General features: G+C 71.1%; 20 protein-coding genes. 8 read left to right on the top strand and 12 right to left on the bottom strand.

The window, feature by feature from the left end; all coding sequences use genetic code 11:
* Nucleotides 1-125 precede the first annotated feature (125 nt).
* Nucleotides 126-884: a zf-HC2 domain-containing protein gene (locus tag ACRAKI_RS20420; protein WP_447002106.1), complete on the top strand. Its 759-nt coding sequence runs from the start codon at nucleotides 126-128 to the stop codon at nucleotides 882-884.
* 84 nt (nucleotides 885-968) lie between these two features.
* On the opposite strand, the gene ACRAKI_RS20415 is transcribed toward ACRAKI_RS20420, so the two are convergent.
* Both ACRAKI_RS20415 and ACRAKI_RS20410 read right to left on the bottom strand, forming a co-directional pair.
* Nucleotides 969-1,226 carry a hypothetical protein gene (locus ACRAKI_RS20415; protein ID WP_447002105.1) on the bottom strand — a complete coding sequence of 86 codons (258 nt, stop codon included), beginning with the start codon at nucleotides 1,224-1,226 and terminating at the stop codon, nucleotides 969-971.
* Nucleotides 1,227-1,294: 68 nt separating this feature from the next.
* The gene (locus ACRAKI_RS20410) at nucleotides 1,295-1,543 is read right to left on the bottom strand and encodes a hypothetical protein (protein ID WP_447002104.1); all 249 of its coding nucleotides are present in this window, start codon (nucleotides 1,541-1,543) and stop codon (nucleotides 1,295-1,297) included.
* 149 nt (nucleotides 1,544-1,692) lie between these two features.
* Here ACRAKI_RS20410 and ACRAKI_RS20405 point away from each other — a divergent pair, with 149 nt between their 5' ends.
* On the top strand, nucleotides 1,693-2,877 hold the full coding sequence (locus tag ACRAKI_RS20405) for an MFS transporter (protein WP_447008467.1): 1,185 nt from the start codon (nucleotides 1,693-1,695) through the stop codon (nucleotides 2,875-2,877).
* A 119-nt stretch (nucleotides 2,878-2,996) separates the two neighbouring features.
* On the opposite strand, the gene ACRAKI_RS20400 is transcribed toward ACRAKI_RS20405, so the two are convergent.
* Both ACRAKI_RS20400 and ACRAKI_RS20395 read right to left on the bottom strand, forming a co-directional pair.
* The gene (locus ACRAKI_RS20400) at nucleotides 2,997-6,281 is read right to left on the bottom strand and encodes a BTAD domain-containing putative transcriptional regulator (protein ID WP_447002103.1); all 3,285 of its coding nucleotides are present in this window, start codon (nucleotides 6,279-6,281) and stop codon (nucleotides 2,997-2,999) included.
* Nucleotides 6,282-7,156: 875 nt separating this feature from the next.
* Nucleotides 7,157-7,627: a DUF1501 domain-containing protein gene (locus tag ACRAKI_RS20395; protein WP_447002102.1), complete on the bottom strand. Its 471-nt coding sequence runs from the start codon at nucleotides 7,625-7,627 to the stop codon at nucleotides 7,157-7,159.
* Between the two features lie 572 nt (nucleotides 7,628-8,199).
* Between ACRAKI_RS20395 and ACRAKI_RS20390 the strand changes: the two genes are divergently transcribed.
* The 3 genes from ACRAKI_RS20390 to ACRAKI_RS20380 all read left to right on the top strand — a co-directional run bounded on the left by ACRAKI_RS20390 (nucleotide 8,200) and on the right by ACRAKI_RS20380 (nucleotide 11,889).
* A complete protein-coding gene (locus tag ACRAKI_RS20390) occupies nucleotides 8,200-9,030 on the top strand; it encodes an inositol monophosphatase family protein (protein WP_447002101.1) in 831 nt (276 codons plus the stop codon).
* A 548-nt stretch (nucleotides 9,031-9,578) separates the two neighbouring features.
* Nucleotides 9,579-10,337 carry an ANTAR domain-containing protein gene (locus tag ACRAKI_RS20385; RefSeq protein ID WP_447002100.1) on the top strand — a complete coding sequence of 253 codons (759 nt, stop codon included), beginning with the start codon at nucleotides 9,579-9,581 and terminating at the stop codon, nucleotides 10,335-10,337.
* 409 nt (nucleotides 10,338-10,746) lie between these two features.
* Complete coding sequence (locus ACRAKI_RS20380) at nucleotides 10,747-11,889, top strand: carboxylate-amine ligase (RefSeq protein ID WP_447002099.1); 1,143 nt, start codon at nucleotides 10,747-10,749, stop codon at nucleotides 11,887-11,889.
* Between the two features lie 39 nt (nucleotides 11,890-11,928).
* Here ACRAKI_RS20380 and ACRAKI_RS20375 read toward each other — a convergent pair whose 3' ends face one another.
* Entirely contained in the window at nucleotides 11,929-13,404 is a 1,476-nt protein-coding gene (locus ACRAKI_RS20375) for an amidase family protein (RefSeq protein WP_447002098.1), read from the bottom strand.
* 210 nt (nucleotides 13,405-13,614) lie between these two features.
* On the opposite strand from ACRAKI_RS20375, the gene ACRAKI_RS20370 reads away from it, so the two are divergent.
* Nucleotides 13,615-15,390 (top strand): N-acetylglutaminylglutamine amidotransferase, encoded by a 1,776-nt coding sequence (locus tag ACRAKI_RS20370; protein WP_447002097.1) that lies wholly within the window; start codon nucleotides 13,615-13,617, stop codon nucleotides 15,388-15,390.
* Between the two features lie 60 nt (nucleotides 15,391-15,450).
* Here the strand turns inward: ACRAKI_RS20370 and ACRAKI_RS20365 are convergent, their stop codons facing one another.
* Complete coding sequence (locus ACRAKI_RS20365; RefSeq protein WP_447002096.1) at nucleotides 15,451-16,137, bottom strand: GAF and ANTAR domain-containing protein; 687 nt, start codon at nucleotides 16,135-16,137, stop codon at nucleotides 15,451-15,453.
* Nucleotides 16,138-16,898: 761 nt separating this feature from the next.
* Here ACRAKI_RS20365 and ACRAKI_RS20360 point away from each other — a divergent pair.
* Entirely contained in the window at nucleotides 16,899-17,723 is an 825-nt protein-coding gene (locus tag ACRAKI_RS20360; RefSeq protein WP_447002095.1) for an MBL fold metallo-hydrolase, read from the top strand.
* Between the two features lie 35 nt (nucleotides 17,724-17,758).
* Here ACRAKI_RS20360 and ACRAKI_RS20355 read toward each other — a convergent pair whose 3' ends face one another.
* From ACRAKI_RS20355 to ACRAKI_RS20340, 4 genes are all read right to left on the bottom strand, one after another.
* Nucleotides 17,759-18,262: a hypothetical protein gene (locus ACRAKI_RS20355; RefSeq protein WP_447002094.1), complete on the bottom strand. Its 504-nt coding sequence runs from the start codon at nucleotides 18,260-18,262 to the stop codon at nucleotides 17,759-17,761.
* 196 nt (nucleotides 18,263-18,458) lie between these two features.
* On the bottom strand, nucleotides 18,459-19,043 hold the full coding sequence (locus ACRAKI_RS20350; protein ID WP_447002093.1) for a hemerythrin domain-containing protein: 585 nt from the start codon (nucleotides 19,041-19,043) through the stop codon (nucleotides 18,459-18,461).
* A gap of 10 nt (nucleotides 19,044-19,053) precedes the next feature.
* Nucleotides 19,054-20,271, bottom strand: coding sequence for a hypothetical protein (locus ACRAKI_RS20345; RefSeq protein WP_447002092.1), 1,218 nt, complete (start codon nucleotides 20,269-20,271; stop codon nucleotides 19,054-19,056).
* Complete coding sequence (locus ACRAKI_RS20340) at nucleotides 20,268-20,702, bottom strand: STAS domain-containing protein (RefSeq protein WP_447002091.1); 435 nt, start codon at nucleotides 20,700-20,702, stop codon at nucleotides 20,268-20,270. Before ACRAKI_RS20340 ends, ACRAKI_RS20345 begins: the two co-directional genes overlap by 4 nt.
* A 499-nt stretch (nucleotides 20,703-21,201) precedes the next feature.
* On the opposite strand from ACRAKI_RS20340, the gene ACRAKI_RS20335 reads away from it, so the two are divergent.
* Nucleotides 21,202-22,548 carry a DUF2254 domain-containing protein gene (locus ACRAKI_RS20335; RefSeq protein WP_447002090.1) on the top strand — a complete coding sequence of 449 codons (1,347 nt, stop codon included), beginning with the start codon at nucleotides 21,202-21,204 and terminating at the stop codon, nucleotides 22,546-22,548.
* A gap of 443 nt (nucleotides 22,549-22,991) precedes the next feature.
* Here the strand turns inward: ACRAKI_RS20335 and ACRAKI_RS20330 are convergent, their stop codons facing one another.
* Together ACRAKI_RS20330 and ACRAKI_RS20325 are read right to left on the bottom strand one after the other, a co-directional pair.
* A complete protein-coding gene (locus tag ACRAKI_RS20330) occupies nucleotides 22,992-23,378 on the bottom strand; it encodes an ATP-binding protein (RefSeq protein WP_447002089.1) in 387 nt (128 codons plus the stop codon).
* A gap of 390 nt (nucleotides 23,379-23,768) precedes the next feature.
* On the bottom strand, nucleotides 23,769-23,960 hold the full coding sequence (locus ACRAKI_RS20325; RefSeq protein WP_447002088.1) for a DUF2795 domain-containing protein: 192 nt from the start codon (nucleotides 23,958-23,960) through the stop codon (nucleotides 23,769-23,771).
* Between the last annotated feature and the right edge of the window lie 351 nt (nucleotides 23,961-24,311).

Below are 24,311 nucleotides of genomic sequence, written 5' to 3'. Positions count from 1 at the left end.
TCAGGGATATCCCGGTACCGCCGCGGCGCCACGACCGGGTGCCTCGCTCGACGTCGACACGATCGAGCGAGGCAAGCCTGCCGGTGGACGGGAACTTCCGGCGCTTCCTGGGCGACAATCTCCACGTGGACTGCGACACCTGCCGCGAAGCCCTCTCCGCGCGCGTCGACGGCGAGGCCGAACCCCGGCCCGCCGGGGAGACCGACGCGCACCTCGCCTCCTGCGCCGACTGCCGGCAATGGCATGAGCGGGCGGTGGCACTCACCCGGAGCCTGCGGGTCCGCCCTGCGACGGAAGTCCCCGACCTCACCGCGGCCGTGCTCGGCGCCACTCCTCCGACACCGCCGGTGGCACGGTCCACGCGCGGCTGGTACTGGCGCATGGGCCTGGCCGGGGTCGCCCTCGCCCAACTCACGCTCGGGATGGCGCAGGTGTTCGGGGTGAACAGCGCTGCCGACCACGGCGGGCACACCGGCGGAGGTCAGACGTCGACGCACCTGTTCAACGAGAGCACCGCGTGGAACCTCGCCCTGGGCCTCGGCCTGTTCTGGACCGCGCTGCGCCCCAGGGCGGTCGTCGGAGTGCTCCCGGTCGTCGCGGCGTTCGTCGCGGTGCTCGTGCCGTTCTCCGTCAACGACCTCGTCACCGGAGCGGTCGCACCGCCCCGGATCACCTCGCACGTCTTCCTCCTGCTCGGCTTGGTGCTGCTGGTGGTCGTGCGCCGCACGCACCGCGCCCCCGAGGACGGCACCCCCGTCGAGACCCTGCCGGACCAAGGGGTCGACGTCGACGACGACGTGGACGACGACGAGCCCGGACAGCGCTCGGGCCCGCACGGCGGGTTGCGCCACCTGCGGCCGGTCAGCAGGAAGCGAGCCGCTTGAACGCCATGCCGGATCCGGCCGGCTCGTCCGGTCCGGGGCGTGGCCTCGTCGGGCGAACACCAGGACGGTTCGGGGTCGCGGTCATCACGGTCGGACACCGTGTCCGTTGTCACCGCTGTGGTCGGACGTCGGGACCACCGACGGGGGAGGGCCACCGATCGGTCCCACCACCGAACCAGCCGTCCACGCGGCGGCCGCCACCAACACCAGCACTCCCGCGAACGCGACCAGCTTCCCCAGCGGGGTCGACCGCGCCACCAGATCGCCGACACCGCCCATGCCGATCACCCAGCCGCAGCCCGCGACCAGAACCAACGCGAGCACACCGGCGACGATCGCCATCACCAGCGGTCCAGCGCAGCGCCGAGACCCATCATGGGGGAACGATATCGGGCCACCCTCCCCGCAGCTCAGACCACGGCAACACCGATCAGCACGGCACCACCGATCAGACGGGCAACGCCTCCCGTGCGCAGGCCGACAACATCGGCAATGGTGGCCTGCACGGCGGGAGCACGGGGCCCGTGCCGCTCCAGGCGTGGTGGTGAGCGGTGCGCAGGCGGCGCTGATGAGCGCGCGGTCCGCAACGGCTCCGCGGTCAGCACCTTCGGCGGCAGCACCGGGATCTTCGCGTACGCGTCGGCGTACTGCGACGACACCCAACGGACACCAACCGGGCGGAACGCGACATGGCCCCCCAGTGCCCGACGACGGAACCGCCACCCTGAACGACAATCATCCGAAACCAAGTCCGCTGTGAAGAGGAGTCCGTGTGGTGCACGACATCGCGCCGACCGGGAAGCGGTCGGTGTTCCGGAGTCCGTCCTTCCTGCGGCTCTGGGTCGGCACCACCGGCTCCGGGCTCGCCACCTGGGCGCTGCCGTTCATCCTCGGCCTCGCGGTGCTGGAGCGGTCGATCACCACGGTGGAGCTGGGCATCGTGCTGGCCACCCGCACGGCCGGGTTCCTCGCCGCCGTGCCCGTGGCCGGGGTGCTGGCCGACCGGCACTCCCGGCGCCGGGTCGTGCTCTGGGCGGGTCTGGTCTCCGGGTTCGCCTCTCCCGTGATCGCCCTGGGCATGGGGCGTTCGGTCGTGCTCATGGCGGTGGCCGCCGCGGTCGTGGGCGCCGGGCAGGGCGCCTGCCGGCCCGCGTTCCAGGCGCTGACCGCCGAGGTGGTCGCCGGGGAGCAGCGGCAGCAGGCCAACGCCGCGCTGACCATCTCCGTACGCGTCACCACCCTGGTGGCGCCCGGCCTCACCGCGCTGCTCGCCGTGATCGTCGACACCCCCACCTTGGTGATCGCCACCGGTGTGCTGTGGTTGGGCGCCGCGCTCATCCCACCGGCCGGGAGCCGGCAGGGCCCGACAACACCGACCGCCAAGACCCGCTTCACCACCGACTTCTTCGACGGCGTCCGCGAAGCCCGCCGGCACCCGTGGTTCCTCGCCGGTCTCGGCGCGCTCACCGCTGTCATCGCCACCGGCTACTCCGCCACCGGCGTGGCGCTGCCGCTGATCAGCCGCGACCGCTATGGCACCGAGGCGGTGCTCGCCGCCGCCCTGACCGCCTACACCGTCGGCGCGCTGGTGGGCGCGCTCGTCATCGCCCGCTGGACGCCTCGCGCCCGGGGGTGGGCCGCGCTGGTGGGCTTGGCCTGCTACGGGTTCGTGCCGCTGAGCCTGGTGCTGCCCGTCCCGGCCGCGGTGATCGTGGTCGCCTACGTCGTGGCCGGCGTGGGCATCGAATTGTTCAACGTGCCGTGGTTCACGGCCACCCAGAGGGAGGTGGACCCGCGCATGCTCGCCCGGGTGTCCTCATTGGACTTCCTGCTGTCCTACGGCCTCGCCCCGGTCGGCCTGGTCTTGATCGCACCGGCCATCGACCACTTCGGCTCCGGACCGGTGCTGGCCGCTTGTGCCGCCGTCTGCTTCGCTGCACCCGCCGCCGCGGCGCTCGTGCCCTCCACGCGCGGGTTCCGGGCGGTCCGGTGACCGGCATCGTCCCCGACCGGTCGACGGCACCGACCCCGCCGCCCGACGAGCGTCGACCGTAGGCAACGTGGCGTGAAGGGGAGGAGCAGGCCGGTCCGCATCGGGCCGGTCGTCGGCCGCTACGAGGAGAGCGAGCGTCGCAAGAGGACTCTGATCGGGGCGTCGCGGCCGATCTCGGTCCGGTCCAACCGCCTCTCGACGCCGGCCCAGATCTTCGCCGCTCCGACCTGATCACCCTGGGCGAGCAGGATCCTGCCCAGGACGTGCGACGCACGCGCTTCGTCCGGCACCGCGCCGGCTCGGCCGTGGATCAGGACCGCTTCGCGGGCCCCAGTCGCCGCGTCGGCGAACTCCGCGTCCGCCAGGTCGAGTGTCGCCAACTCGGTGAGCGCCCGCCCCTCGACGGTTCGCTGTCCCGACTCCCGGCTGACTTCGAGCGCTTCGCGCACCGATTCCCGCGCGCGCACGAGGTCGCCGACGTGGCGAGCGCACTCCGCACCGGTCAGCACCGCCTGCGCGAAGTTGTGCCAGACCACGCTCCGCTCGCAGAGGGCCAGTGCCTGCTCGCTCTGGTCAAGCGCCTCCGCGTAGTTCCCCGCCGCGAGGCAGGCCCTCGACAGGCTTGTCCGCGCTTCCACCTCGACATTCCTGACGCCCGCCGCTTGCGCCATCACGACAGCCCTCTGCGCGAAGTCGAGCGCGGCCTCGACGATCCCCAGCTCGGCGTGTGCGTCCGCCAAACGCGAGAGCACGGTGGATTCGTAATGCGGTATCGAGCCTCTCCGGCAGAGCTCCCGGGCGACCCCGAGTTCGCCTATCGCCCGGTGGCAGAGTCCTCTCAGCAGCAGGACGGAACCGAGGATGCTGCGGGCCTCCGCCTCGGACACGTGTTCGCTACCGGCTCCGGATTCGGCGAGGATTTCCCGGACGCTCGCTTCGGCGGTGTCCAGGCGCGCACGGTGCAGCTCGATGAACGCGAGGTTCAGCAGGCCGAACCGGCGGAGCGCGGGATTGCCGTCCACGCCCACCAAGCTCAAGCCCTGGGTCACGTACTCACCGGCCTCGTCGACCCTGGCAGTGGCGAGGTGCAGGTTGCCCAGGGTGATGAGCGCCCGGCTCTCACCCTCGGACGACTCCATCGCGCGCCGGCAGTCCAGCTCTGAGCGGCAGTGGCTCATCGCTTGCGACAGGTCGTTGTGCCGCACCCACAACGACACGAGTGTGCTGTGCATGGATGCCTGGGCGGCGATGTCACCGGCCTCGACCGCCGCCCGCAACGCCCGCATGCCGGCACCGCGACCTTCGTGCAGGTAGCGGCCCTGGGTGATGAGGAAGGAACGCAGCGCCTCCGCCAGGGAGCAGGCCCACTGCACGAACCCGTCCGAGGCCGCGTCTTCGACGGCGGCCACGATGTTGAGGCATTCGGCGTCCATCCACGCGACGGCCTCGGCCACCCCGTCGAACTCCGCCCCCGTCGGTTCGCAGTCCTCGGACGGCAGCGGAAGTCGCAGCCACATCGGGAACAGCAAGTCCGCGGAAGCGAGCGCGTGACGCAGGTAGAAGGCGTACAGGCGCCTCCTGGCCTCGGAGACCGCGGCGGCCGGCACGGTTTCGCACTGCTCCCTCGCGTACAGCCGCAGCAGGTCGTGCAGCCGGTAGCGAGCCTCGCCGTGCGGGCTGACCAGGTTGGCCACGTCGAGCCTGTCCAGGTCGCGCGCTGCCTCCGCACGCGGCACGCCGAACAGCGCCGCCACCGCGTCGACGGTGAAGTGCGGCCCCGGGACCAGGCCCAGGAGCCGGAACGCCCGCGCGACCTCGGGTTCCAACTGCGCGTAGCAGTGCTCGAACGCGGTGTGCACCGCGAAGTCCGTGTCGCCTTCTATCTCCAACGAGCGCAGCCGGTTCCCGTCGCGCAGCGCCGCCACGAAAGAGGCGATCGACGAACTTCGGCGAGCCGCGAGGTTCGCCGCGGCGATGCGCAGGGCAAGCGGCAGGTGCCCGCACAGGGCGGCCAGCTCGGCTGCCTCCTCGGGTTCGGCGGCAACCCGGTCCTCCCCGATGGCGCCGACGATCAACCGCTGTGATTGCCCTTCGGACAGCACCTCGAGGCGGAACGGCTCCGCCCCGTCGGCGGTGAGCCCGCGCAACTCCCGTCGCGAGGTGACGATCACGGCGCACCCCGGCGTGCTGGGCAGCAGAGGACGCACTTGCTGCGCGCTCGCCGCGTTGTCCAGCACCACGAGCACCCGGCGTGAGGCCATCGTGGTCCGGTACAGCGGCACCAGCACGTCCTGCTGGGACGGGACCTGTTTGGCGGGCACGCCCAACGCGATCAGGAAGCGGGCGAGCACCTGCGCCGGTTCCAGCGCCGACCCGGTGACGTGTCCCCGCAAGTCGGCGTAGAGCTGCCCGTCCGGGAACTGCCCGGCGACGCCGTGCCCGACGTGAACGGCCAGTGCGGTCTTCCCTACGCCCGGAGGCCCGGACAGCAGCACCACCGGGAGGTGCTCCTGATCACCCGGCGCGACCAGGCCGCGGACCACGTGCGCGACGTCGTCCCGTCCGACGAGATCGCGGCTGTCCGCCGGCAGCTCCCGGGGTATCGCCCCCCTCGGGGAATCGACCACGACCTTCGGCGCGGCATCCGCCACGTCCGGCGTCGCGACGTCCGGCGCGTTGACGAGAATGGCCTGGTAGAGAGACTTCAGCTCGTCGCCCGGATCCACCCCGAGCTCGTCCGCCAGGGTCGCCGCCAGGCGGTGGTACGCGGTGAACGCCTCTGCCTGCCGCCCCGCGCGGCGCAGGGCGAGCATCAACTGACCGCAGAGCCGTTCGTGCAGGGGGAACTCGGTGGTGAGGAGCTGGAGTTCGCCGATGACTTCACGGTGGTTGCCCAGGCGGAGTTCCAGGTCGAACAGCCGCTCCAGCGCCTTGATGCGTTCCTCGTGCAGCAGCGGCAGGTGTTCCGCTTCCAGCGTGTCGGACACCGCGTCCGCCAGTGGACGTCCGCGCCACTCGCCGAGTGCCGACCTCAACGTCCGGCGCTGCTCTGCCGGGTCCGGCAGGTGGTCGACCCGCAGCATCGCCGTGCGGAACCGCAGGAGGTCCAGTTCCTCGGGGGCGACCGTGATCCGGTAGCCCTTCGGGCTCGTCGCCAGCGACCCGCTGCCGCCGAGGGTGCGGCGCAACCGTTGGACGTAGGTCTGGAGCGTCGCGCGAGCGGTGCGCGGCGGGTGCTCGCCCCACAGGTGGGATACCAGTGCGTCAGCGGGAACGACCTCATTGGGTCGCAGCAGGAGTGACGCCAGCAGTACGCGCTGCTTCACCCCGGAAACCTGGATCAGCTGCCCGTCCGCCACCACCTCGAGCCTGCCGAGAACGCGGAAGTCCGCGCGCGTAGCCAACCCTCGTCCCCCTACGTCCGATCACGATCCGGTCGTGCCGCGACTCGCAGACCTTTCGAGATTCCTCCCGCTCACAGTAGCGATCCGGCTGTCCTCGTGAACGGGAGCCTGGAGCAGACGTCTCGCGTCTGCGCGCTGTCCGGCGGATGCGGCAGGCTTCGAACACGGTTGCCGGGACGTGCCTGGTCGACCGGTGTCCAGGGGGTGTCTCGATTGTGGTGCACCCCCCGCCGGTCGACCGTCCTTCGCGGCCGGCAGACGGGACGTTCCGACGTCGACGTGGGGTGTCGTCGGAACGCCATCGAGGTACCGGCCGATGTCGGATCAATCGGCACGGACCCACCCGGGGGGTGCGGCCGGGGCCTTGGGGAGGACCGAGGGCCCCGGCGGCGGGTTCGAGGCCCGGACGGCTGGGAAGCGGATTCACCGTTCGTGGTAATGGGGGCTTGTTGCACACCGAGAAGCAAGTTGACATGGCGAAGGTGCGGCCGGCGGGGATGTCGGGACCGCGCGTGGCGGGATTCGAGGGCGAGGTGCACGACGGTGTGGGTTTGGAGGAGGCGGTCCGTCGCCGTGAGCAGCCGCACCGATCGTCCGCCGGCGTTCGGACGAACTCCGCATCCGCCAGAGGGCTATGACCGGAACGGTGGCAGCGGCCGGGGATGACGTCGTCCGTTCGAGCGCGGGGCCATAGGTAGGAGCCGGGTACCGGGGCGGTGGGGGTGAGCTCACGATGCGGACGGGCGAGTGCGGCAACTTCGCGGAGGGCAGGAAGCATGGGGGCGACCAGGACGGGCTCCGCGATGTCGGGCGGCGGACCGGCGGTGCGAGCACCGGCACCGTTCGGTCCGAGGTGTTGGGGCAACCCGGGTGGTTCAAGGCGGGAAGGCGGTGCAGGTGCCCGCGTTGCGGCAGCGGACGCTGCTGGTGCTGGACGCGAACCGGCTGGGCAGCAGCGAGCGGTCGATCGACGTGTTGTGGGGGGACGCACCGCCTGCCACCGCGCGCACAACCCACGTTCGCGTGTCCAGGCTGCGGCGACTCCTGGCGGGAGCGGACGCGGCGCACCTCGTGGTCAGCCGTGTTCCTCCGGATCGCATCACGGGTGACTCAGGCGAAGACGCCCAGGTCCTGCTGGGCGTGGTCGGGGAAGATGGTGGTGGTCGAGCCGCATCGGCGGCCAGGACGGGCCAGGACCCGTGCGCGCGGCCGCCGCGCAGGCCACCGCCCAGCAGGCTCATCAGACGACCGCCGCCGTGGTCGAAGCCTGAGCTGCCGTTGCCCTCGACGCGGCGGCCGAACTCGCTCATCAGCACGACGTTGACGTCGGCAAAGGCATGTCTCACCCGTCGACGTCGACCGCGGCAACCCGCAGGCCGGCCTTGGCCTTGATGAGCGCGGCGAGGTTCCTCTGCTTGGCGAATCCACCCTCGGGTCACGTGGCGGCCGAGGCCTCCGCCGCGCCGTCGATCTCCCGTGCGGCGGTGAGCATGGCGAGGGTTTCGGCAGTCTGCACCGCCTCGGGGTGGTCCAGCCCGGTGTACGGGCCCTTCAACGCGGTCGACGACCGGTCGCGGACGCCCTCCCAGGTGGCGCCGGCCTGCCTTCACGTCACACGTCCGCGGCCGGCCGGGCAGTAGGGCTCACGGGCCGGGTTTGCCCGTCGACGGCGGTGGTATCCGGTGGTCGACCGGACGGCACCGCTGCATCACGTCGTCGTCCGATCAGTTCCTCGGCAGGTCGGTCGAACAGGCGCCGGCCCCCACCACCCCGGTGGCTGGGCGCGCCTGTGGCGGCCCGGTCACCCCACCGCCCGGGCAGCGGGCCGACCACTCCAGGACCGACATGACCGAGACACCGCCGACACTGCCGACCCTCCACCTCGATCGCAGTCCGACCGGCCGCACGGGTGAGTGCCGTGGACCTCGATGAGCTGCTGGCCGTCGCCCGTGCCGCCGCGCAGGCGGGAGGCCGCACTGCCACCTTCTACCGCCACCGCGCGCACCGCCTTTTCGTGGAGGAGGACGCCGCGCCCGACGTCCTCATCGCCGAAGCCCGTCGCGAAGCCGATCAAGCCATTCGAGCCGTCCTGGCCAGGCAACGGCCCGCTGACGGCATCCTCGGCCGGGAGCGGAGCACCGTGGGCCGCACAAACGTCCGGTGGATCGTGGACCCGATCGGCGGGAGCGCCGACTACCTGTACGCACGGGCGGACTGGGCGGTCAGCGTGGCCGCCGCGGCGCCGGGTGGCACGCTGCTGGCCGGTGTGGTGTCGGAGCCGGCGGTGGGCGTGCTGACCGAGGCCCGGCTGGGTGGCGGCACCATGACCAATGACGGTTTCGCGCCGCTGCCGGGACAACGGGACCTGACCCGCGCCCTCGTCGAGGTCGTTCCGGACGGGCGCAGCGAATTCGCGGGCCGCACGGTGGACGCGCTCGTGCCGCGCGTCGGCGAAGTCCGGCGTGGTGGCAGCACCGCCGCGGCGCTGGCCCGCGTCGCCACCGGACGCGCGGACGCGCTATGGGCGGCAGACCTGAAACCGTGGCACTGCGCCGCGGGCGTCCTGCTCGTGCAGGAGGCCGGCGGCACGGTCGGGGACCTCGTCGGCACGTCGTCGCAGACGTGGCCCGGCAGCGGTGACGTGCTCGCCGCGGCACCCGCCCTGTGGCGTCCACTGCGGGACCTGTTGGACGAAGCGCACTCACCGCCCGCCGCCACCCGGCACAGCCTCGCCATCACCGACCAATGAGCGCTCAACCCGCAGACCCGCGATCGCGAGGAGAGGCTCGGACGACACAACCCACGCTCCTACCACGGTTGGACGCGGACTGGGGGCCGTCGTTGCGGCGGTGAGGCTCGGGTTTCATCCCAGCCGGTCACGCGGCCTCGGTGTCGGGGCTCGGCAACCCGCAAGCGTCGCCGGGCGCATCACGTTGTTCGGCCCCCTTCCGGGTCACCTCGTGGTCGGTGGTGATCAGGCTGCGGCGGCCCCCACCCGGGCGCAACCGCGTCCGGCGAGGTGGTTTCCGGGGCGGACCCGGAGTCCTGATCCGCGCGGTTCCCCGGTCGCTCCCGGGTGGCCATCGCGGGCACCTCCGTGGTCTGGTCCCGTGACGCACCCGTGGACGACAGGTCCAATCACGTCCGGCGCGCAGCGCGGCGATGGCGTGGCGCCAACCGCTGCCCGGCAAGTGTGACGACGTTTCAAAAGGGGCAAGTAATCGGCGTGAGGACAGCGGTTCCGGCACCGGTCCACAGGAGCGCGACGGTGGCCGGCACCGACCGAGGAGGCGGGCGATGGGCGGCAGACAGCGGGTTATGGCGGGCGACGAGGTCGCCGATGCACTGGTCCGGCGGCTGGACGACGTCACGGGGGCGTTGGAGAGGTTGGCCGTGGTCCTGGACGAGGAGGAGGACCTGTCGGTCATCCTCGACCGGATCTGCCGCCAGGTCGTGCACGCGATGCCCGGTGCCGACATGGTGAGCGTGACGCTGCTGGCCGACGACGGTCCGACGACCGGAGCGAAGACCCGGCAGGAAGCGTGGGAAGTGGACCTCGCGCAGTACCGGGCCGAGGAAGGGCCGTGCCTGCAAGCCGCGAGGACCGGTGAGGTCGTGCACGCGGTGGCGGCCGAACTGCCGGACCGGTGGCCGACCTTCGCCGAGCAGTCCGCGGAGTTCGGCGTGGCCGGTTACCTGTCGGCGCCGTTGTGCGTCGACGAGGAGACCCCCGGTTCGCTCAACCTCTACAGCGAGCGGGCGGACGGTTTCCGGGCGCTCGACGCGGCGCTGCTGGAGCTGTACGCCACCGCCGCCGAAGCGGCGTTGCGCAACGCCCGTCGTTACCTGCGCGCGCGTGAGCAGGAGGCTCGACTGCGGCACGCGTTGACTTCGCGGGCGGTCATCGACCAGGCCAAGGGCATCGTCATGGCCGTGCACCGGGTGAGCGCCGACGAGGCGTTCGCGATGCTGGTCGACCGGTCGCAGCGGGGGAACGTCAAGCTCCGCGACTTCGCCGAGCGCTTCGTCAACGACCTCCTCGCCGCCGACGGCTGACCGACCCCTCGTTTCACGGAGGTGAGCGGTTGGCCATCGCGGAGGACGTTCTCGCCCCCGGTGCTGCGAGCGCCGGGTCCGCCCCGGCGTGGGTGCTGATCGGGCTGGTTGTCCTCGGCGCGGGCGGCGCGCTCGGTGGCCACCTGTCCTACGTGGAGCCACCGGTGGCCGGCGGACACCCGCTGAGCCCCAGCCCACGCGGACCACGATTCCGCGGGGGAGCCCCAGGAACCGGTCAGACCCGGTTTGTCCGCACTCGTGAGTGGTATTCCGTGATCCCCGACGGGGTCTCGGGTTCATTCGACGAGGCCCCGGAAGGGCTCCTCGTCGGTCAAGCAGTGTGCCGACACCCATGCGGTTGCCCGTGTGCGGGCGCACTCGCGTGCTGACCACGACCGGTGAGGACACCATGATCAACGCTGAGGACCCTCTTCCTGGTGCGGACGTGCCGACCCTGGGTGTGGAGGAGGAGTTCCTGGTCGTCGACCCCGGCAGCGGCCTGCCGGTTCCGGTGGCCGGCGAGGTCGTCGACCTGGCCGGGCGGTTGGGTGTGAACCTGCAGCCCGAGCTGACCCGTGTGCAGGTGGAGAGCAACACGCCGGTGTGCCGGACGCTGCGCGAGGTGCGCGGGCACCTGCTGACCGCGCGGTCGACGGCCTCGGCGGCGGCCCTGCGGGCGGGGGCGCGGCTGCTGGCGGTCGGCGTGCCCCTGACCGGACCGATGGGACAGTCCTTCAGCGACTCCGACCGCTACCGGCGCATCGGGGACCGGTTCGGTCTGCTGGCCGCCGAGCACGGCGTGTGCGGCTGTCACGTGCACGTCGCCGTGCCGGATCGGGAGACCGCGGTGCAGGTGTGCAACCACCTGCGGCCCTGGTTGCCGGTCCTGCTCGCGTTGACCGCGAACTCGCCGGTCCACCAGGGTGTCGACACCGGCTACGCGAGTTGGCGGTCGGTGCTCAACAGCCGGTGGCCGTGTTCCGGCGCGCCGCCGTACTTCACGTCCGCGCGGCACTACGACGCGGTGCTGGACATGATGATGGACAGTGGGGCGGTGTTGGATCCGGGGACGGTGTACTGGGACGTGCGGCCCTCCGACCACCTGCCCACCGTCGAGGTGCGGGTCTCCGACGTGCCCGCCACCGTCGAGGAGTCGGTCCTGCTCGCCGCCCTGGTGCGTGCCCTGGTCATCACCGCCCTCGGGGCGATCCGCGGAGGTGATCGAGGGTTGCCGGTCACCACCGAGGCGTTGCGCTCGGCCTACTGGCGGGCCGCTCACGACGGCATCGAGGGCGACGGGATCGACCTGTTCGGCAACCGCCGCGTCCCGGCCGCCCACCTGCTGCGGCGGCTGATCCGCCACGTCCGACCGGCCTTGCGCCGCACCGGGGACCTGCGGGCGGTCAACGCACTGTCCACCAAGGTCCTCCAGAACGGCAACGGCGCCGTCCGCCAACGGCGGGCGTTCCGGCGACGCGGACGGATCGAGGACGTGGTGGCGCTCCTGGCCCGTGACACCGGCCACGACTGGCTCCCGGAAACCGCCGCGTGACGGTCGAGACGGCACCGCCCAACGCGCGGACTCCGAGGATTACGGGAGGGTGGGCAGGTAGGTGGGCGCCCGCCGCGCCGGCGCGGCGCGTTCGAACGCCGCCGCGAACCGCAGGACCGTCACGTCCGCCCCGTGTCCCGCCATGAACGACACACCGATCGGCAGCGGACCGGCGAAGCCCGCCGGGACGGTGACGTTCGGGTAGCCCGAGACGGCCGCGGGCGTGGAGGAGCCGAGCCCGGCGGGGTCGCCGGCGTAGTCCGTCCGCCACGCCGGGCCGTTGGTCGGTGCCATGATCACGTCCAGGCGGTGCGCCTCGACCACCTCGTCGATCGACCGGCGCGCCAGGTCTGTCGCGGTGCGGCGCTGGTCGAGGTAGGCCGGGTCGGTGATCGGCGGGGCCTTCGCGGCCTCGAAGAACAGGTCCTGGCCGAACCTGCTCAGCTCGACGGGGTCCGCCTCGTTGAACTCGATCAGCTCCCGCACGGTCCGCGGCACTCCCGTCCGCGTTGCGAGGTACGCCTCCAGGTCGTGCTTGAACTCCGCGACCAGCGCGGGCAGCCCGATGGCCTCGATCCTGCCCTGGTAGGGCAGGTCGACCTCGACCACGGTGGCGCCGTGGCGCCCGAGCACGTCCACTGCCTCCCGGACGACCCGGTCGGCCTCGGCGTCGAGGCCCGCCCTGTGCCACACGCCCACGCGCGCACCGCGCAGCGGGTCGGATGTGAGCGCGGCGGCGTAGTCCACCCCGTGTCCTTCCAGGACCGACATCAGGATCGCGGCGTCCACGACGTGCCGCGCCACGGGGCCGGCGGTGTCCTGCCGCGTCGAGATCGGCACGATCCCGTCGCCGCTGATCCGGCCGTGCGTGGGCTTGAACCCCACGACGCCGGCCTGGCTCGACGGGCACACGATCGAGCCGTTGGTCTCGGTGCCGACCGCGACCTGCGCCAACGACGCCGCGACCGCCGCTCCCGAGCCCGATGACGAGCCGCAGGGGTTGCGGTCCAGCACGTGCGGGTTGTGGGTCTGCCCGCCCACGCCCGACCAGCCGGAGGTGGACCACGCGGAGCGGAAGTTCCCCCACTCCGACATGTTGGTCTTGCCCAGCACGACGGCCCCCGCCGCGCGCAGGCGTCCGACCAGTTCGGCGTCGTCCGACGGCGGCACGCACAGCGCCCGCGACCCCGCCGTGCTGCCCAGGCCGCGGGTGTCGATGTTGTCCTTGATCAGCACCGGGATGCCGTCCATCGGTCCGAGCGCCTGGCCGCGGGCGCGTCGTCGGTCGCTCTCGGCTGCCTGGTCGGACGCCTCGGGGTTCACGAAGAGCACCGACCGCACGTGTCGGTCCACGGCGGCGATGCGGTCCAGGTAGGCGCGGGTCAGCTCGACGGAGGTCAGCGCACCGGCGTCCATCCGGTCGGCCAGCCGGGGGATCGTGGCCGCGTCCAGGTCGAGCTCCGGACACCGGTCGGTCTCGTCGCGAGCCGGCGGCGCGGCGGACGGGGAGGGCATGGCGTACACCCCAAGCCGGCGAGCCGCCCGCGTCAAGCCATTGCTCGTCACATCTGTGTTTCGGCGGCGTCCGGTGTGGGTATGACCCCGCGCCCGAACCGGGAACCGCAGCTCGCTCGTGTCCGTGGTGCTTGGTTGCCCATGATCGGGGTACACGGATTCCACCCCAGCGCAGCTCCGTCCTGCTGGCCGAGTCACCCGAGGTGGACCATGTGCGGAATCGCCGGTGAGGTCGCGACCGGCCGGAACGACGTTCCGGACCTCGACGCCGTGACCCGGATGACAGTCGCGATGCGATCACGCGGACCGGACGGCGAGGGCCACTGGTCGGCGGGGCGGGTGGCCCTCGGGCACCGCAGGCTCTCGATCATCGACCTGTCCGACACCGGTTCCCAACCGATGGTCGACGCGGAACTGGAACTCGCCGTCGCCTTCAACGGGTGCATCTACAACTACAAGGAGCTACGGGCCGAGCTGTCCGACCGGTACCGCTTCACGTCCACCAGCGACACCGAGATCGTCCTCAAGGCCTACGACCGCTGGGGCGAGCGATTCGTCGAGCACCTCGTCGGCATGTTCGCCATCGCCCTGGTCGACCAGCGGCGCGACCGCGTGCTGCTGGTCCGCGACCGGCTGGGGATCAAGCCGCTGTACGTCGCCGACCTGCCGGGCCGGACCCGCTTCGCCTCCACCCTGCCCGCCCTGCTGGCCGGCGGCGGCGTGGACACCAGCCTGGACCCGGTCGGCCTGCACCACTACCTGTCGTGGCACTCCATCGTCCCGGCGCCGCGCACGATCCTGCGCGGGGTGCGCAAGCTGCCTCCCGCCACCATCCGCGTCCTCGAACCGGGCCGCGAGCCCCGTGACCACGTCTACTGGCAGCCGACCTACACCCGGCGGCCCGAGCACGCCGGGTGGACGGCGCAGGACTGGCAGGCGGCCGTGCGCGACGCCCTGCGCACCGCGGTGCGACGACGCACGGTCGCCGACGTCGAGGTCGGCGTGCTGCTGTCCGGGGGAGTGGACTCCAGCCTCCTGGTCGCACTGCTGGCCGAGGAGGGGCATCGACCCAGCACTTTCAGCATCGGCTTCACCGACCGCGACGGCCTCGACGGCGACGAGTTCGTCTACTCCGACGCCGTCGCGCACAAGTTCGGCACCGACCACCACCAACTGCGCATCGACGACGACGAACTCGCACCCGCGGTCAGGCACGCCGTCGCGGCGATGAGCGAGCCACTGGGCACCCACGACGTCACCGCGTTCCACCTGATCTGCCGGGAGGTGGCCCGTCACGTCAAGGTCGTGCAGTCCGGCCAGGGCGCCGACGAGGTCTTCGGCGGCTACCGCTACCACCAGCCCGCGGCCGCGGCGCCGCGGCACGGCGCCGCGCGGGTGCTCCACGACGCGTTCGCCGACCACGACGACCTCGCACACATCCTGCACCCCGACTGGTTGACCGAGGGCGACGCCAGCGGGGACCTGCTCGCCGCCCACCTCGACCGGCCGGGTGCGGACACGGCGCTGGACGCCGTGCTGCGGACCGACACGCACCTGTTGATGCCTGACGACCCGGTCAAGCGGGTGGACAACATGGCGATGGCGTGGGGCGTCGAGGCCAGGGTGCCGTTCCTCGACCAGGACCTCGTGGAACTGGTGGCGGCGTGTCCGCCGCAGTTCAAGTCCGGCCAGGGCGGCAAGGCGATCCTCAAGGACATCGGGCGTGAGGTGCTGCCCGTCGAGGTGGTCGACCGCCCCAAGGGCTACTTCCCCGTCCCCGCCCTCACCCGACTCGACGGTGCGGTCCTGGACATGGTGCGCGCCGTCCTGTCCTCCGCTGAGGCTCGTCAGCGCGGCGTCCTGCGCCCCGACTACGTCAAGGCGCTGCTCGACGACCCGAACGGCCACCCGACCAAGGTCGGCGGCAACGAACTGTGGCTGGTCGGCGTGCTCGAACTGTGGCTCCAGCACCACGGCGTCGCCTGAACGGCGTCTCCGCGATCAGGCCACGAGCCCGGTCGTGGAGCGCACGGCCCGCCGTGCAGGTCAGGAGGTCCCGCGGGGCCGGGAGGCCAGCTCGCCGGTGTGCACGAGTTTGTCGGCGAGGTCGCGCAGTTTGAGGTTGGCCCGCTGGCTGGCCCGCACGAGCAGGGTGAACGCCTGGTCGCTGGTGAGTTTGTGGCGTTCCATCAGGATGCCCTTGGCCTGTCCGATCAGGTCGCGGGTCTGCATCGCCTCGGTGAGGTGCTCGCGCTCCTGCGAGGCGGCGAGGGCGACGGCGGCGTGGCTCGCGAACAGCGACCCGACGCGTGCGGAGTCCTCGTCGAACGCCTCGGTGTCCGGCGAGTAGAGGTTGAGCGCCCCGAGATCGTCGTCCTGGACGAACAGCTGGAACGACAGCATGGAGGACACCTCCAGCAGCGCCGCCCGCTCCGCGAACGCGGGCCACCGCGTCTCCTGGGCGACATCGGGCATGCTGACGACCTTCTCCTGGTAGAGGGCATCGAGGCAGGGGCCTTGTCCGGTGTCGTACTGGATCTGGTCGACCTGGCCGGGGAGGTCGCTGGTCACCGACACGGTCCGCACCCGGTGCTTGGTGAGGACCATCATGAGCCCGGCGTGGCGTGCCCCGGGAACGGTCTCCACCGCCGCCCGCACGATCTCGTCCAGAGTGTCCTGCGTGCTGGTCTGCTGGTGCAGCGTCAGCGCCACCTGGCTCAAGTGCTGCGCCAAGTCGTCGTGGTCGTGACTTTCCGTGATTACGGCGAACCTCCCGTTTCCGTTCCGGGAACGGCTGGTCGATTGCTGGGCCATGTGACCGTCCCATCTCGTCAAGTGCTCAAAACCGCCGTTGCGCTCCGCCGCCATCATGGCGAGCGGTGTTCGGGCGTCGGCTGATACGCGCACGACACTCGGACACCGGCCGGCCCTCCGGAACGAGGACGGGCACCGACGGAACCGTGGTGTCCACCACTGTCCTCCCTCCTCCGGCCGAATGCGAGACGGTCGCGAATGTGGCAGGTCGTCAGTGGTCGCGACGACCGCTCTCGGCACGCGATCGACGACACCGGTGGCACGGGTGTTCAGGCCGGTCCTGGTGGGTAGCCTGCCGGTGCCGTGCCGTAGGCACGGCGGGACCGCGCAAGCGGTGGGCCAGGCTCGACGCGGTGTCGTTGAGCAGACAGCGCCCACGGCGGTCTGGTCGCGCGGTGCGAACCGGGCGACGTCGTTCGGTTCGCACCGCGCCCGTTCTCCACACGGGACTGGGGTACCCGGGTGCCAGGTCTCGATGGGGGCCATTCGCGCCAACCCGGGGTGGTCGTGCCGGATCGGGGCAACGGCACAGCAGGGGCATCGTCGCCGACGGTGCCGGCGGAACCCGTGGAGTTCCAGGAGTCGACGGCCGGTCGCCGGGTACCCGCTCTCCTGCATGGCCCCGAAACGAGGAGGCGAGACCATGACCGATCCGCGACGCGACGACGGTACCGCCTGACATGGTCGGCGATACCACGTCCGGTGCGTCGGACTCGTTGTTCTTCGTGGGCAACGCGACGACGGTCCTGCGGCTGGGACCGTTCACCGTGCTCACCGACCCCAACTTCCTGCGGCGGGGCCAGTGGACGCACATCGGGCAGGGCCTGATCTCCCGCCGCCGCGCAGACCCGGCGATCAACGTCGGCGAGCTGCCGCGGCTGGACGCCGTGGTGCTGTCCCACCTGCACGGCGACCACTTCGACCGGGTGGCGAGCCGCGAACTGGACCGCGACCTGCCGATCCTGACCACTCCGCACGCCGCGCGGCGCCTGGGCAGGCGGGGGTTCCGCGAGCCGGTGGCTCTGCGGACGTGGGAAGACGTGACGATGGTCAAGGACGGCGCCTCCCTGATGGTGACCTCGCTGCCGGGTCGGCATGCCCTCGGTGCGCTCGCCAAGGTGCTGCCACCGGTCATGGGCACGCTGCTGGAGTACCGGGCGACCCCGGTTTCGCCGGCCTTCCGGATCTACCTCAGCGGCGACACGCTCGTGCACGAGGACCTGCGCGAGATCCGTGACCACTACCCGGCCATCGACCTGGCGGTGGTGCACCTGGGCGGCACGAAGGTCTTGGGCGTGCTGCTCACCATGGACGGCGAGCAGGGAGTGGACCTGCTGGAGATGCTGCGTCCGCGACGTGCGGTCCCCGTGCACTTCGACGACTACGGCGTGATGAAGTCGCCGCTGTCGGACTTCGTCGGCGAGGTGCGCCGCCGCCGGCCGGGCACTGAGGTCACGTACCTCGACCGCGGTCACGCGCTCGCCCTCCCGACAGCGGGTGCGTGACCGCGGCCCGGCTGCGGGTGTTTCTACCGGCCGGTTCAGGCGATCGGTCCGACATCGGAGTGGCGACCGGGGCGCAGCGCGGCGTGCTGTTGACCGGGACCAGGTCCGTTCCGCGCGGCCAGCGCGTCGGCAACCGCTCCGGTGGCGAAGGCGTACACGCTCTTGTGCAGCAGATCCACGGCCAACTCTCCGCGCGGCCAGGTCTGCGGCGGCGCGCCGACGCCGGTGGCGTTCTCCAGGATCTGGTCGTTGGTCAACCGCACCACCGCGAACATCGCCGAGGCGACCGGACCCCGCAGCCCGGCATTGGCCATCAGCGCCCGAACAACACCCAACAACGCGCCCTGGCCGAAGTGCATCCCGAGGTTGCGCGCCCGCGAGCGCCGCTCCGGCAGACCGGTCAGCCGCTCCAGCACCCGGGCCGGCACGTGGGAATTCGGTCTGCCGGTGAACCTCTGCTCGACCTTCTCCGCGATCGTCATCGCCACCACCCCGGCGGCTCCGGCGAGCACACCCTGTCCCAGCGAGCGCATCAGCATGCCCGCCGGATACCCGCTGGGCGGCAGTCCATGTCACCGCGTCCGGCTCTCCGGCCATCGAGGTCCACGAGCAGTCGCCGCGGACGTGCGACAGATCCTGTCGGACCGTGCCTGCACTTCCCTGCTGCACTTCCCTGCCGGCAAAGGCGACTTTTGGGGCGGCACGGGGTGGACGTCGGCTTGGTGGCCGGTCCCTCTACTTCCGCTCGTCGGACAGCGCCGAGCGCATGGCGTCTTTCACGCGGTCGAACAGGGCGACCGCGGGGCCTGCCACGAGGTTTGCGGTGGCGGACTGGGTGCTGGGGTGCGGGTGCGTCGGCGCCACGCGTTCGGCCGCCCGGACCATGGTCGCCATGCGGCGCAGTTGCTCTGGGTCGTGTTGTTGACGCAGGTAGCGGAACTCGTAGGCCTCCTCGTGGTGGGCGTGTTGCAACACCGCCTCACGCAGGCGGGCGAGCTCCTCGGGAAAGCCCGGGTCCTCGGTGCCGATGGACTCCAGGTGGGCCAGCTGTTCCTTGGCGTGTTCCTCTTCGGCGAGCCGGTCCTCCACGATGGCGTCACCGCCGTCGACGCTGCGGCGCGCGGCGGGGTGGACGACCATCTCCTCGGCGGTCTCGTGGACGGCGAGCAACCGGACGAGGCGGGCGAAGGCATAGGTCCGCTGCTCGCCCGTGGACGACTGGACCTCAGCGAACAGGTCGCGGATCTCCATGTGCTGGCCGATCAGCAGTTCCACGACGTCGGCGTCGCGCTCGGTGTCCGGCTCTGATGTGGTGGTCATCGTGCCTCCGTCAGCTGGTGGTGTGCTGCTGCCGCAGCGAGGGCACGGGGTGCTCGCCGTCGGTGGCGTGCCGGTAGTCGGTGCCGAACTGCTCGCGGTGCATGTCGATCACGCGCTCGCTCGGTGGCAGCTCGCCGCCCATCAAGGCGTCCTGCATGGCTTCGAACCGCTCGTGCGCCTCCTGGACGTAACCCGTGCCCAGGGTGGTCAGATCGATCTGCGTGTCGAGCAGCTCGCGCAGGTACTCCTTGTTCGGCTCGAACGTCACGGGCGCGGGAAGTTCCGGTGCGAGGACTTCCTCCGGTTCGCGGCCGTCGTGGGCGCGCATGAGCTCGCACGCGAGGTGCAGGTGCTCCAGCTCCATGTTCAGGTGCAGCTCCCAGATCGCCTTGATCCGGCGATCGGACTCGGTCTGCATGAACGAGTAGTAGAGGTAGCACTCGTTGTACTCGTGGTTGACCAGCCGCTCCCACCACGTCTCACCCGGGTCCACGAGGGACTCGTAGTGGGTGACGTGCTCCTCCTCGATGAGACCGATCTCCTGGTAGAGCTGCCGGGCGATCGGCTCCATGTACTCCGGCCCGACGTTCATGTAGAAGTTCATGGTCTGCTGCTCGGCGGACATGATGGTCAGCGCGTGCAGCTTGGAGATCGGGGCCGCGGTGCTGCGGTCGTAGGGCTCGCGCACGTTGTCGGCCGGGTGCCGGTGGTGGTACTTCGTCGGCCTGCCGGGGATGACCTCGGTGAGGTCGTCGACGATCCGCTCGGCTTTGCGGCGCTGGATCATCTCGTACAGGTTGGCGTAGCGGTACAGGTGGTCGAAGTCCTCCAGCACGCCGAACTGGTACGCCTGCTTGAGGTACGGGTCGGGCTCCATGCGCGCCACCCACGCGGTGAGGTCCACCGCGACCTGCTCGTAGGCGATCGTGGTCTCCAGCGCGGAGGACACCCCGGGCAGCAGCCAGTTGACCGCCTTCTGCTGCTGCTGCTCCAGGTAGCGCACCTCGGCCAGCTGGCGCTTCACCTCCATGTCCGCACAGTTGCGGGCGAACTGGTGGCTGAACAGCAACGCCTCGACCTCGATGCCGTTCATGGTGATGATCCGGCACCGGGTGTACGGATCGCTGTGGTCGGGGTCGATCGGGTCCACGTCGAGCTCGCGCCAGTTCCGGACCTGGCGGTCCAGCGGGATGCCGCGGTGTTCGAGAGGGTTGAAGCCTGTCGTCATCGAGATCCTCCGCGCATGTCGTCGTTGCTTCGTTCGCCAGTCGCGTCAGTGGCCGGGCACACCGTGGTCAGGACCGGCTCCAGCGCCGGCCACGCGCCCAGCAGAGCGTCCGGGTCGGTGAAGCGGAGCACCCTGGCCACCTCGTAGGTCGACACCACCAGTTCGACCGGCACGCCGCGGGCCCGCGCCCGGGCGCGCACCTCCACCACCAGCGCGGCCCCGTGGCCGTCGAAACCGGTGGCGCGGGACAGGTCGAGGATCAGCACCCTCGGCGACTCGCCCAGGCACCGCTGCGCGGCTTCGGCCAAGGGAGTCCGCACGGCGCCGGCGACCCTCAGCACGAGCACCCCCGGAGCGGGTTCCGCGCGGTCGACCGGCGGGGCGGCCGGCCGCGGCTCCGTCGACCCCCGCTGTGCGTCGACAGTGGTCATCTGATCCCCTCGGGAATGGTTCTCCTCCGGCGCGCGACTTCCTGGGTCCTGGGCACGGGGCCTCCTCCGCGACCGAGCGAATCCTTGTGCTACGAGGCAGCCAGGGGCTCGTGCTCGTGCCCGGTAGCGGCTGTGGGCGACGGGAGTGCGACCGCGTCGATGAGACCTGACGCGATGTCCGCCCGGCGGCGCTTCTTCCACCGTGGCACAGGTTGCACGAGTCGGCGACTCAGGGCCCGAGCGTCTTTCCCAGGCCGGCGGCCGGCTCCGCGAGGTTCGGCCCGGCGTGGCCCGGACGACCGTCTGCCGACTGCGAGGCGATCAACGGCGCGTGGTACTCCCCGAACCGGTATCCGTCACCCCTCGCTCCGGTCAGGCAAGAGCCCCGACAACTACTCGTGGCAGCCGGATCACCAGGCAGAATCACCCGATCGGAGTGCGGGCGAGGTTCACGTGCGATCTAGTGGCGTAGGCGTCGCTGCTTCGGGTAGCTGACACTGTGGCGAGGAACAGCGCCAGGCAGCGCAGCGCGGAACGCTCTCGAACGCCGTTGTGGCTGTGGCCCGGTGGCGGAGGTGTGGCGGGTTTCTTCTGCGCGCTGTTGTCGGTGCCCGTGCGCTTGGACCGGCCGCACCCACTCGCCTGGCTCGGGTGGCCCGGTGGCCTGGACTCCGCCACGGCCTTCCTCCAATCGCTCGCCACCTCGGTGATCACTGTCACCGGCTTGACGTTCACGTTGATCGTCGTCGCGCTTCAGTTGGCCTCCCAGCAGTTCTCACCGCGCCTGCTGCGCGAGTTCGAGCGCGACCGGGTGATCAAAGCGGTGTTGACCGTGCTGGTGAGCGCCTTCGTGTTCGCCATCACGGCATTGCGCTACGTCGGCCACGAGGAGTCGGTTCCGGACTTGACGCTGGTGATCGCGTTCGGCGCGAGCATCGCGGTGCTGATCGCCATCCTGACCTTCATCACCCACATCGCGGGTGTGCTGCGGGTCGACACGATGATGTGCGCCGTCCACGACGAGACCGATCGGGCGATCAAGAAGTTCTACCCCGAGTACGGTGACCCACGCCCCCGACCGCCAGAGGAGCTGGACGTCGACGGCGAGGGCGAGCCGGTCTACGCCGACTCCAGTGGCTTCGTCAGGTTCGTCGACGTGAACGGCCTGATCCGTACCGCCGTGACGGCGGACGTCCTGATCCAACTCGAAACACGTCCCGGTGACCACGTGGTGCGCGGCGCACCGCTCGCGTCCGTCTGGAGCCGCCGGAGCGGACCCGTGGATCTCGTGGACGTGGAGGCCGGCGTGCGGATGAGCGTCGTGCTCGACTACGAGCGCACGGTGGAGCAGGACGCGGCGTTCGGGTTCCGCCAGCTCACCGACATCGCGGTCAAGGCGCTGTCCCCTGGGATCAACGATCCAGTCACCGCGATCCACGCCGTGGGCCACATGTCCGACCTGTTGGTGAAGATCACCGGTCGACGGCTCGGTGGAACCCTCCACGAGGACGACCAGACCGTGGGGCGGGTCGTGGTGCCGGACCGCGACATCACCTACTACCTCGACCTCGCGTGCGGTCAGGTCCGTCGGTACGGCCGCCGCGAACCCACCGTGCTGAACGCCTTGCTCCGGATGCTGCGCGACGTCGCCGCCGCCACCCGCGACGAGGACCAGCGAACGGCCGTCGCCGTCCAAGTCGACCTCATCACCGACGAAATGGACTCGTCGCTCAGCCGGTACGACATCGACGGCGTGGAAGACATGGCACGCCGAGTTCGGCAGGCCCTGACCGGCCACGTCCGCGCCGCCTACCACGACCGCAGCGGGGAAACCCGCTCCAGCTGAAGGACAAGCCGCTGTACCGGCGCTGGAGCGTGGCGGACATGCTTCGCTTCGGCGCGGCCACCAATCCTCGCCGGGCCCGGGACGAGTCACTGACACGCGCGCACGGCATCGCCCACGGCCAGCGCGTGGACCGGCTGTCCGGCGGCCGGCGCACCCTGGTGGCGCTCGCCCCTGGCGGTGGGCGAACGGGCCGACCTGCTGGTGCTGGACGAGCCGCTCGCGGACCTGGACCCGCTGCGGGATGTGAAGGCCACCCGTGCTGCTGTCCTCGCACGTCGTGGCCGACCTCGCCGGGTTCTGCGACCACCTCGTCCCGCTCGGCGGCGGCCAGCTCGTCGGCCGGGCCGCGCGCGGGCGGTTCGACCTCTCAAACTGGTCCGTGCAGTCGAGCGGGACCGCCGTCCATCCCACCGCGGTGACCGCTCTGACGACGGTAGGTTGGGTCAACCGGTCGACACTGCGGAGGTGTGCCCAGGTCGGCGAGCCAGAACGGCCCACACTGTCTTGCCCACCGCGTGGCGCACGGCTCCCCAGCGTCGGCACAGCCGGTCCACGAGCACCATCCCGCGACCGCGCGTCACCCGGACCGAGGATCGACCCACCACCGGCAATCGCGGTGACAGATCGGTCACTTCCACGCGGATCAGAGCACGGGTGCGTCGCAACCGCAGGTGCAACGGATGCTGTCCGTGCTGGTAGGCGTTGGTCACGAGCTCGGAGACCACCAACTTCGCGTCGGCGATCTCGTCCTCGGTGAGATCGGCCAGGACGTCGCCCGTCCAACTCCGCACTCCGGCAAGATCAGGGACCTCGCCGACCAGTTCGAGCACCAGGTGATCGGACGGCTCGGCGGGCTTGCGTCTGTTCGCGGGGTTCTCGTCGGCGATCATGGCTGTCCTTCCGGCCGATGGTGCGGGGTCGGGGCTTGTCTACCCAGAAGCGAGATCGTCATCACGGCCCGGCGATCACCCGATGCGGTGCGACGGCGATCACGGCCCACCAGGCGAACACATCGCCCTGCGTCGACGGCATCGCGCCGCGTCCCTGCTTGCCGGCGTGGAGGAAAACTTGTGCCGGGTGGTCGGCGTCATCGCCGCGTCGAAGTCCAGCCGTCGGCTCACCTGGTGGCCGACGGGCCCGACAGGGGTGGCGGTGCGCGACGCCGCCATGGGCAGCAGTCGCGTTCGTGCCGCAGCACATTTCCGGAACCGTCCGGGTCTCTAGTTCTGCTGGCCGATGGCTTCGCTGATGTCGTTGGGGGAGTTGAAGTCGTCGCGCGGCAGGTTGCGGAGGGCGTCGAGGGTGTCGTCGTCAGCGCCCTGGGAACGGGCGGTGTCGACGATGTCGTCCTTGGTGGCGGGGTAGTCGACACCGGAGAGGTACTTCTGGACCTGGATCGGGTTGAGCGTCATGGTCGCTGAGTACCCCGGCGTCGGTCGTCTGCACTTCCGCTTCGCCGTGACTACGCGTGATGTGGACCGTGCAGGGACGGGGAGGTGCGAAACGACGTGGCTGTGCAGTGAGCTGCCGCACGACCGCGCGCCCAAAGCCGCCCTGCACTCGATGACTTGGAAGACCACGACCTGCTTCCCGTGCCGGAGGCGGTGCGTGCGAGGCGGCTGGCATCCGCCTCGGCCGGCTCGCCTCGTGGCCGGGCGCCGACGAGGCGGCACTCCACCGGCGGCCGGCTTTCCACGGAGCCGGACTGGCGATGCCTCCCTGCACTCCACGGCGTCAGGGCCCGGACGAGTCCACGGACGGGT

It is taken from the genome of Saccharothrix isguenensis, from assembly GCF_052936305.1.
The sequence above is the reverse complement of the archived record's forward strand: the minus strand, read 5'-3'. Positions and strand labels throughout refer to the sequence as shown.

Bases quoted from the DNA above. Each gene is read 5' to 3' on its own strand.
- ACRAKI_RS20355 (WP_447002094.1), bottom strand. From the start codon at position 18,262: ATGCTGATGCGCTCGCTGGGACAGGGTGTGCTCGCCGGAGCCGCCGGG.
- ACRAKI_RS20385 (WP_447002100.1), top strand. From the start codon at position 9,579: ATGGGCGGCAGACAGCGGGTTATGGCGGGCGACGAGGTCGCCGATGCA.
- ACRAKI_RS20380 (WP_447002099.1), top strand. From the start codon at position 10,747: ATGATCAACGCTGAGGACCCTCTTCCTGGTGCGGACGTGCCGACCCTG.
- ACRAKI_RS20360 (WP_447002095.1), top strand. From the start codon at position 16,899: ATGGTCGGCGATACCACGTCCGGTGCGTCGGACTCGTTGTTCTTCGTG.
- ACRAKI_RS20370 (WP_447002097.1), top strand. From the start codon at position 13,615: ATGTGCGGAATCGCCGGTGAGGTCGCGACCGGCCGGAACGACGTTCCG.
- ACRAKI_RS20415 (WP_447002105.1), bottom strand. From the start codon at position 1,226: ATGGCGATCGTCGCCGGTGTGCTCGCGTTGGTTCTGGTCGCGGGCTGC.
- ACRAKI_RS20325 (WP_447002088.1), bottom strand. From the start codon at position 23,960: ATGACGCTCAACCCGATCCAGGTCCAGAAGTACCTCTCCGGTGTCGAC.
- ACRAKI_RS20345 (WP_447002092.1), bottom strand. From the start codon at position 20,271: ATGACGACAGGCTTCAACCCTCTCGAACACCGCGGCATCCCGCTGGAC.
- ACRAKI_RS20350 (WP_447002093.1), bottom strand. From the start codon at position 19,043: ATGACCACCACATCAGAGCCGGACACCGAGCGCGACGCCGACGTCGTG.
- ACRAKI_RS20340 (WP_447002091.1), bottom strand. From the start codon at position 20,702: ATGACCACTGTCGACGCACAGCGGGGGTCGACGGAGCCGCGGCCGGCC.
- ACRAKI_RS20375 (WP_447002098.1), bottom strand. From the start codon at position 13,404: ATGCCCTCCCCGTCCGCCGCGCCGCCGGCTCGCGACGAGACCGACCGG.